This is a genomic window from Variovorax sp. VaC1 (assembly GCF_043658315.1).
Classification (GTDB): domain Bacteria; phylum Pseudomonadota; class Gammaproteobacteria; order Burkholderiales; family Burkholderiaceae_C; genus Variovorax.
Genome location: NZ_JBIGLT010000006.1, coordinates 558,114 through 565,389 on the forward strand (window position 1 = coordinate 558,114; position 7,276 = coordinate 565,389).

The following is a 7,276-nucleotide window of genomic DNA, read 5'->3' on the forward strand; positions in this document are numbered from 1 at the left end:
GCCGGGGCGGCGCCCTGGAAGGCGCCTGTGTTCAGAGCCTTTCCCAGACCTGGACCAACCCCAGCAGGTGAACGACGCCGAAGCCCAGGCAGATCACCGAACTCCAAAGCAGGAAGGCCGAGCGACGGCGGCGGTCGAAGGCGGACAGGACCAGCGGCACAAGCCCGCGCACGAGGTAGACGGCCGTGATCGCCGGCAGCACGAACACAAGCAACGGCAACGGCTGCAGCACGCCGGCACCCGAGAGCGCATAGGCGGCCCACACGCTCAGCACGCAGGCGATCAGCAAGGTCACGACGGGCGGATACCAGTGGCCGGCCGCCGCGCCCGAGGCCATCCGCTCGCCGGCGCCGAAGAAGCGATACCACGCAGGGCCGCCGAAGATGATGCACAGATGCAGCAGCGCGGCCACGGCACTGAGGAAGGCCGCAAGGATCAGGGGAAGGTTGTAGGTCTCGGGCACAAGGTCTTTCAAGAAATGGAGGCGGTGCGCATGGTGCGCACCGTGTCGCGTGTCGGGCCGAAGGCGCCGTAGCGCACGGGCAGCCCGCTCAGGGCTTCGACGCGCTCGATCCACGCCTGCGGGCTGGCGATGACGCCGGGTTCGTAGACGGGTCGCGCGCTGTGCAGCAGCTGCGTCAGCGCGTGTTGATGGTCGAGGTCGTGCACGGCGTTGCTGCGCGGCAGCGAGCTGAGGATCGAACCGTCCGGCAGGCGATGGCTGCCGCACCAGCGCAGGCCCGTGCCATCGATGGCGTCGAGATGGCTCGCCACCAATCCGTCGAGCGGACCGACGGCATCGAGCGCATGCCGCAGCAGCACCGCGTCGGGATGGCCGCGCCGGAAGATGCCCTGCCAGCCTTCGTCGGCGTTGTGCGGCTCGGCCAGCCGCGTGTCGAGTGCGCGGTCGTGCGTGGGCAGCGGGCCGGCGCCATGGCGCGTGAGGTAACTGCGCAGCACGCCGAGGTGCTGCACGGGCGATGCGATGCCGACCTCGTGCAGCACGGCCTCGACGGCTGCGGTGGAAATGGTGCTCCACGTGGTGTGCGGATGAAAGCCGCGCCACTCGTCGAGCAGCACGCCCTGCGCACCCTCGAACAACACGGTGCCGGGGCGCGCGAGCCGCTGGCCGATTTCGTCCGCGCTCGCGGGTGGCGATTGCCGCAGGCATGGCGCCACGGCATCGAGCCAGCGCGTAGCGAGCGAATCGTCGTCGAGCATCGCCAGCTCCTGCGCCGCCTCAACATGCGATGGCAACGCATCGATGGCAGCGAACTCGCGGCGCAGCGAGGTGCGCGAAGCCTCCAGCTTTTCGAGCGCGCGTGCGGGGTTCAGCAGGTCGCCGTAGTGCAATGCGGCATCGGGCGCGGCGAGTGCCTGCCGCACCGTTTCGCCCACGCCCACGCCACAGCTGCCGTGCGCCTTCGCGCCCCGCGCCCATTCACGCAGACGGCCCGCCGCCTGATGAAACGGCGTCGTCACGCGGCAGCGCGCATCGACCAGCAGCCGAGAGAAGGCGTCGTGCACGCCCACGCGCCGCAATGCTTCTTCTTCGACGCGCAGCGCGGTCGGATGCACCACCACCGGGCTCGCAAGCACCGTCGCCACGCCCGCATGAAAGCTGCCGGCGCCGAATTGGGAAAAGGTGTGGTGGCGCCCATCGGCCAGCACCACGTTGTGGCCGGCTTGCGCGCCACCGTTGAAACGCACCACGGTGTGGGCCCGCCACGCGCCGCACAGGTGGTCGGTGTACAGGCCCTTGCCGCAGTCCCCGAAGCCGAGGCCGAGCAGCGAGACGTAGCGCGTGGCCGCGGCGTTCGTCGTCGTCACACGGCGTCGATCAGCCGAACAGCCGCTTCCACCACGAAGAGCGCGTGCCCGATGCCGCGGCGGTGGCCACGGCCGGCGGCGCGCGGCGCGGTGCCGTGGGGTCGAGCAGCGCGGCATAGCTGTCGAGCGCATGCAGCACGCCGCCCACGCGCTCCTTCGCCATGCCGGTGGCGCTCATCACCTTGGCGAGGCCATCGAGGTTGGGCACGGCCTTCTCGGTCAGCGCGACGATGCCGGCGGCCACCGCGCAGGCGTCGTCGGGCGAATCCATGCAGATGACGTGATCGCCCAGCAGCTCGCGCCAGCGCGGCTCGCAGCGGCGACGGCGTTGCGCGTCGGGGATCAGGAAGAACAGGTTGGTGGTCTCGGCCGCTGCGGCGATGACTTCCTCGATGGGAATGTCTTCGTCGAGCTTCTCGCCGATCAGGCCTTCGATCTGGTGGCGCGAAACGGCCGGGTACGGCAGCTCGTCGCCGGTCACGAACAGGTAGCCGCGCTTCTTGCGTTTGACCCAGCAGTCCATGTCGGTGTGCTGCGCCATCACGTAGAAGGCCAGCTCGTAGCTTTCTTCGCCGGTGCCGCCACCGCCGCCTTCGAGATAGCTCCAGGTGAGCCACTGGTCCATGAGGTTGGCGGTCGATTCGAACTGCCCGACCTGCAGCGGCGCGTGGTCGGAGGTGGCGTCGCCGATGGCCATGAACATCAGCTGCGGGTCTGCCACGCCGCAGTCGGTCAGCAGCTTCATGAAGGTGGGCAGCTCGCGGCGCGCCAGGGTCTGCGGGATGTCGCCCATCGAGCCGGTGACGTCGAGCGCGAACACGATGCCCAGCGAGTTCGGGTGGTCGGCGTTGTCGCGCGACTCACGCACCTTGAGCCCCTTGGGATTCATCAGCGCATGCGTGGAACGTTGGGTGAAGACTTCGGCGCCCGGCTTGGCGGCGCGATCGGCAATCAGCGCCGTGTGGGCGGCATGCGAGTAGTTTCCGTAGCCCATGGAGTTGCTCCTTGAGGATGAGTTCTTCAGGCGCCGGCGCGCGGCGCGGGATCGAAATGAACGAACTGCGGCGCGCCGAAGGCTTCGCGCGACGCGGTGGAAAGCGATTGCTCGATGCCCTGCGCGCCCAGGCGCGTGCAGGTGGCGGCGTCTTCGCTGCACTGGCGCAGCAAGGTTGCCAGCGGCGCGGGCGTGTGTGCGCCCAAGCTTGGCTCGCCGGCCGCAGCGCCGTGCAGCAGCGCACGCACGGTCCATGCGGCTTGCATCAGGTCGCGTGCTGCAGCAGCGGCATGCGCCGATGCGGAGGCGTGCTGCGCGCGCGACCAACCGATGAGCAGCACACCATGGTCGCGCGGATGCACGAGCGCATGTGCGGGCGACAGGTCGCGGTGCGTCCAGCCGGCGCCGTGCACGAAAGCCAGCACTTCGAGCATGCGGCGCCAGATCCAGACGGCATGGCGCGGGTCGATGCCTTCGGGGTTGGCCTGCAGCACATCTTGCAGGCTGCCCCAGAAGCCGGTCGGGTGGCGCAGCACCAGCGCCTGCCGTGCACCGTCGCCCAGACCTTCGGCCACACCCACGCCCAATGGCTGCGGCAGCCGGCGCGTGAAGTAGGCGGCACCCGGCACCGACAGCGCCTGCAAGGCCTGCAGCACCGCGCCTTCGCGCGCGAGCACGTCGTTGGCGGCCGAATCACGCGCCAGCTTGAACGTGACGCGCTCGGGCAGCGCGCCGAGCCGTTCCGCGAGCAGCACCTCGCTGTGCTCGCCGGTGGCCAGCGGTGCCAGCACGCGGTAGCGGGCCTGGCGCCATGTGAGGATGCGGCCGCCCGCGACGTCGGCATTGGCCCGGCGCCACGCCGCGCGAAAGCTCTCGCGCTCGACCGTTTCCTCGCCGCGCGTGATGGTCGCGCCGCAATAGCTGCAGTTGACGGTGCGCCAGCGCGCGGCGCGCGGCAGCGGCGCGGAACATTGGGGGCAACTGAGCGTGAGCAGCGACAGCATGCCCGGCCCTAGTCTTCCCGTGGTGCGGCCGTGGGGTCGGGCGACGCCAGCACGCGGTCGATGCGGCGACCTTCAAGCGCGACGATCTCGAAGCACCAGCCCGCGCAGTCGATGTGCTCGCCCACCTCGGGCAGATGGCCGGACACTGCCATCAGCAGGCCCGCCACCGTGTTGTAGCGGCCGCGCTCTTCGTCGGGCAGCTCGCGGATGCCGAGCCGCGCGCGCAGCTCCGACACCGGCATCAGGCCATCGAGCTCCCACACGCCGTCGGGCCGCTGGCGTGCCCAGGCGTCGGTCTGTGCGCCGGGTTGCAGCTCGCCGGTGATGGCTTCGAGCAGGTCGCGCGGGGTCATGAGGCCCTGCACCACGCCGTATTCATCGACCACGAAGACCAGCCGGCCGGCGCGGGCGCGGAACTGCTCCAGCAGCTCCATGCCGGTGAGCGTTTCGGGCACGAACACGGCGGGCGTGGCCTCCTGGCCCAGCACGCCGGTGTGCGCGGCGCCCAGGCGCAGCAGGTGCGCCACGCTGATCACGCCGACCACGTCGTCCAGCGAGTTGCGGCACACCGGGTACCAGGAATGCACCAGGTTGAGCGCGGCCGCGTCGGCCACCTTCTGCAGCGCCTGCCGCACCGTGAACGAGGCGTCGAGCCATTCGATGTCGGCGCGCGGAATCATCAGCGACGACAGGCGCCTGTCATCAAGGTGAAACACATTGCGCACCATCTGGTGCTCGTGCTGTTCGATGACGCCGGCGTCCACGCCTTCTTCGAGGCTAGCCGAGATTTCTTCCTCTGTGACGGAGCGGGCCGCGTTGGCGTCGATGCGCAGCAGCTTCAGCATGGTGGCCGTGGCACCGGCCAGCAGCCACACGAAGGGCTTGGCCGCCTTGGCCAGCCCGCGCATGGGGCGCGACACCCAGCGCGCCACCGGCTCGGGGTAGAGCTGGCCGATGCGCTTGGGCACCAGCTCGCCGAAGATGATGGTGAAGAAGGTGATGAAGGCCACCACCACCGCCGTGGAAACGAAGTCGGCGGTGCCATGGCCCATGCCGAGGCTTTCCATCCAGGCCGCGACCGGATGCGCGAAGGCGGCCTCGCCGACGATGCCGGTGAGCATGCCGATGGAGGTGATGCCGATCTGCACCGTCGAGAGGAATTGCGTGGGCGATTCCATCAGCTTCAGCGCGGCCACCGCCCCGCTGTCCCCTGTTTCGGCCAGGGCCGCGAGACGTGCGCGCCGGCTGGTGGAAAGGGCCATTTCGGACATTGCGAACGCCGCGTTGAGCGTGGTCAGCAAGGCCAGCAGGAAAACATCCATGAACGGGGGGAGAGAATGAGGACATGGCACTTTACTTGATCGGTGACGTCCAGGGCTGCGACCCTGCCCTCCAGCGGCTGCTCGACGAGATCGCTTTCTCGCCCAGCCGCGACACCATCGTGCTGCTCGGCGATCTGGTGAACCGGGGGCCCGATTCGGCCGCCGTGCTGCGGCGCGTGCAGGGCTACGGCGCCTCGGCGCGCAGCCTGCTGGGCAACCACGACCTGCACCTGCTGGGCGTGGCGCACGGCGCGCGCAAGGCCGGCCGCAAGGACACGCTGGCCGATCTGCTGGCCGCACCCGACAGCGAGGCCATGCTCGAATGGTTGCGCCAACAGCACATGGCCCTGCACATGCAGATCGGCCACGGCGAGAAGGCGGGCGACCTGCTGATGGTGCATGCCGGCGTGCTGCCGCAGTGGACGGTGGGCGACACGCTGGCGCTGGCGGCCGAAGTCGAATCGGTGCTGCGCGGCCCGGGACTGGGCAGCTTTCTGCTCTCCATGTACGGCAACGAGCCCGACGCATGGCACGACACGCTCACCGGCAACGCGCGGCTGCGCGCCATCGTCAATGCGCTCACGCGCCTGCGCTTTTGCACGGTCGATGGCGTGATGGAGTTCGAGGCCAAGGACAGCGCGGCCACCGCGCCCGAAGGCTTCATGCCCTGGTTCGATGTGCCCGGCCGCGAGACCGCCAAGGCCACCGTCGCCTTCGGCCACTGGTCGACGCTGGGCTGGCTCTCGCGGCCCGACCTGCTGTCGACCGACACCGGCTGCGTCTGGGGCGGCTGCCTCAGCGCGGTGCGCATCGGCGCGACGCTGGACCAGCGCGAGCTGGTCCAGGTGAAGTGCGAGCAAGCGCAGAAGCCGGGCAAGTAAGGCAGCCCGCCCTCGCCTGCGCTTTCAGTCCGCGCTGGAAGCGGAAGGCAGCCGGAACTTGTCCAGCGCCATGCGCTGCCGCCCTTGCGCATCGAAGTTGGCCGGCGCCAGCCAGCGCTCGAACGCCGTGCGCAGCGCCGGCCATTCGCCGTCGACGATCGAGAACCAGGCCGCGTCGCGGCTGCGGCCCTTGTAGATGCTGTACTGCCGGAACAGGCCCTCGGCCTGGAAACCCAGGCGCGCGGCCGCGCGCTTCGACGGCTCGTTGAAGTTGTCGCACTTCCACTCGTAACGCCGGTAGCCCAGCACGTCGAAGGCCAGCTTCATCAGCAGGTACTGCGCTTCGGTCGACATCGGCGTGTGCTTGAGCAGCGGCGAGAAGTTGACGTGGCCGACCTCGATCACGCCATTGGCGGCGTCGATGCGCATCAGCGACAGCGTGCCGATGGCCCGGCCGCTCTGCTTGTCGAGGACGGCGAAGTGCAACGGGTCGGTGGTCTGCGCAAGGCGCTCGGTGTGGGCGCGCGCAGTGTTCAGGTCGGCGGGCCGCTCGACGCCCAGGTAGGTCCAGTCGCGCCCGTCAGGGGCCTGCGCGTAGGCGGCGTACAGGTCGTCGGCGTGCTTCGCGGCATTCACCGGTTCGAGCGTGCAGTAGCGGCCTTCGATGCGCTCGCGCGGAGGCAGCGGGCGGGCACTCCATTCGGGCATGAGGGGGCCGAGCGATTGCCCGTGTTCGTTGTGGCGGACTGACATGAGGAAAGCTTTCGGAAAAAAGGCGACGGCATCGCCGGAGACCGATAAAGTACGCGCAACGTGGCGCCACAGGAAGTGCCACGACTATTGCTTTTCATGGTGCCACGCCTCTCGCACATTTCGCCCCATTCCGTCATGACCGATGCGCCAGGCCTCGTTGCCGCCACCACCCTGCTCGAAGCCCCGCTTCTGAAAGACCGCGATGCGGGTTCGATGCAGCGCCAGCTGCACGACCGCCTCAAGCGCGCCATCCTCGACGGCAGCCTGGCGCCCGGCAGCCGGTTGCCCGGCTCGCGTGCGCTGGCCGAAGCGCTTTCAATCTCGCGCAACACCGTCACCGCCACCTACGAGCATCTGGCCGCCGAAGGCTATGTGCAGCCCGACCGGCAGGGCACGCGCGTGACCGAGCTGTCGTCGCCCGCGCTGCCTGCACGACCCGCCCGGCCCGCACGCCCGGCACGCGCCGGCAAGCCGGCCGCCACGCCGCCCACC

General features: G+C 69.6%; 8 protein-coding genes. 2 read left to right on the forward strand and 6 right to left on the reverse strand.

Translation table 11 applies throughout. The features are described 5' to 3' along the window. Window positions 1-31: 31 nt before the first annotated feature. From ACGLHS_RS25550 to ACGLHS_RS25570, 5 genes are read right to left on the reverse strand one after another with little or no spacing between them, the layout of a single operon-like run. Window positions 32-475, reverse strand: a complete 444-nt coding sequence (locus ACGLHS_RS25550; protein WP_394484316.1) for a hypothetical protein — start codon at window positions 473-475, stop codon at window positions 32-34. After that, window positions 472-1,830 (reverse strand): adenylosuccinate synthetase, encoded by a 1,359-nt coding sequence (locus ACGLHS_RS25555; RefSeq protein ID WP_394484318.1) that lies wholly within the window; start codon window positions 1,828-1,830, stop codon window positions 472-474. Before ACGLHS_RS25555 ends, ACGLHS_RS25550 begins: the two co-directional genes overlap by 4 nt. A gap of 10 nt (window positions 1,831-1,840) precedes the next feature. Next, entirely contained in the window at window positions 1,841-2,824 is a 984-nt protein-coding gene (locus tag ACGLHS_RS25560; protein ID WP_093238648.1) for a hypothetical protein, read from the reverse strand. Window positions 2,825-2,850: 26 nt separating this feature from the next. Continuing rightward, window positions 2,851-3,828 carry a lipopolysaccharide kinase InaA family protein gene (locus ACGLHS_RS25565; protein ID WP_394484320.1) on the reverse strand — a complete coding sequence of 326 codons (978 nt, stop codon included), beginning with the start codon at window positions 3,826-3,828 and terminating at the stop codon, window positions 2,851-2,853. 8 nt (window positions 3,829-3,836) lie between these two features. Beyond that, entirely contained in the window at window positions 3,837-5,150 is a 1,314-nt protein-coding gene (locus ACGLHS_RS25570; protein WP_394484322.1) for a hemolysin family protein, read from the reverse strand. 23 nt (window positions 5,151-5,173) lie between these two features. Between ACGLHS_RS25570 and ACGLHS_RS25575 the strand changes: the two genes are divergently transcribed. After that, entirely contained in the window at window positions 5,174-6,031 is an 858-nt protein-coding gene (locus ACGLHS_RS25575) for a symmetrical bis(5'-nucleosyl)-tetraphosphatase (protein WP_394484324.1), read from the forward strand. Window positions 6,032-6,055: 24 nt separating this feature from the next. Here the strand turns inward: ACGLHS_RS25575 and ACGLHS_RS25580 are convergent, their stop codons facing one another. Continuing rightward, on the reverse strand, window positions 6,056-6,784 hold the full coding sequence (locus ACGLHS_RS25580) for a GNAT family N-acetyltransferase (RefSeq protein WP_394484326.1): 729 nt from the start codon (window positions 6,782-6,784) through the stop codon (window positions 6,056-6,058). Window positions 6,785-6,919: 135 nt separating this feature from the next. Here ACGLHS_RS25580 and ACGLHS_RS25585 point away from each other — a divergent pair. Beyond that, the coding region (locus ACGLHS_RS25585) for a GntR family transcriptional regulator (RefSeq protein WP_394484328.1) at window positions 6,920-7,276 on the forward strand (357 nt) is incomplete at its 3' end.

Coding starts and splice junctions, on each gene's coding strand:
- ACGLHS_RS25565 (WP_394484320.1), bottom strand. CDS start 3,828: ATGCTGTCGCTGCTCACGCTCAGTTGCCCCCAATGTTCCGCGCCGCTG.
- ACGLHS_RS25580 (WP_394484326.1), bottom strand. CDS start 6,784: ATGTCAGTCCGCCACAACGAACACGGGCAATCGCTCGGCCCCCTCATG.
- ACGLHS_RS25560 (WP_093238648.1), bottom strand. CDS start 2,824: ATGGGCTACGGAAACTACTCGCATGCCGCCCACACGGCGCTGATTGCC.
- ACGLHS_RS25575 (WP_394484324.1), top strand. CDS start 5,174: ATGGCACTTTACTTGATCGGTGACGTCCAGGGCTGCGACCCTGCCCTC.
- ACGLHS_RS25570 (WP_394484322.1), bottom strand. CDS start 5,150: ATGGATGTTTTCCTGCTGGCCTTGCTGACCACGCTCAACGCGGCGTTC.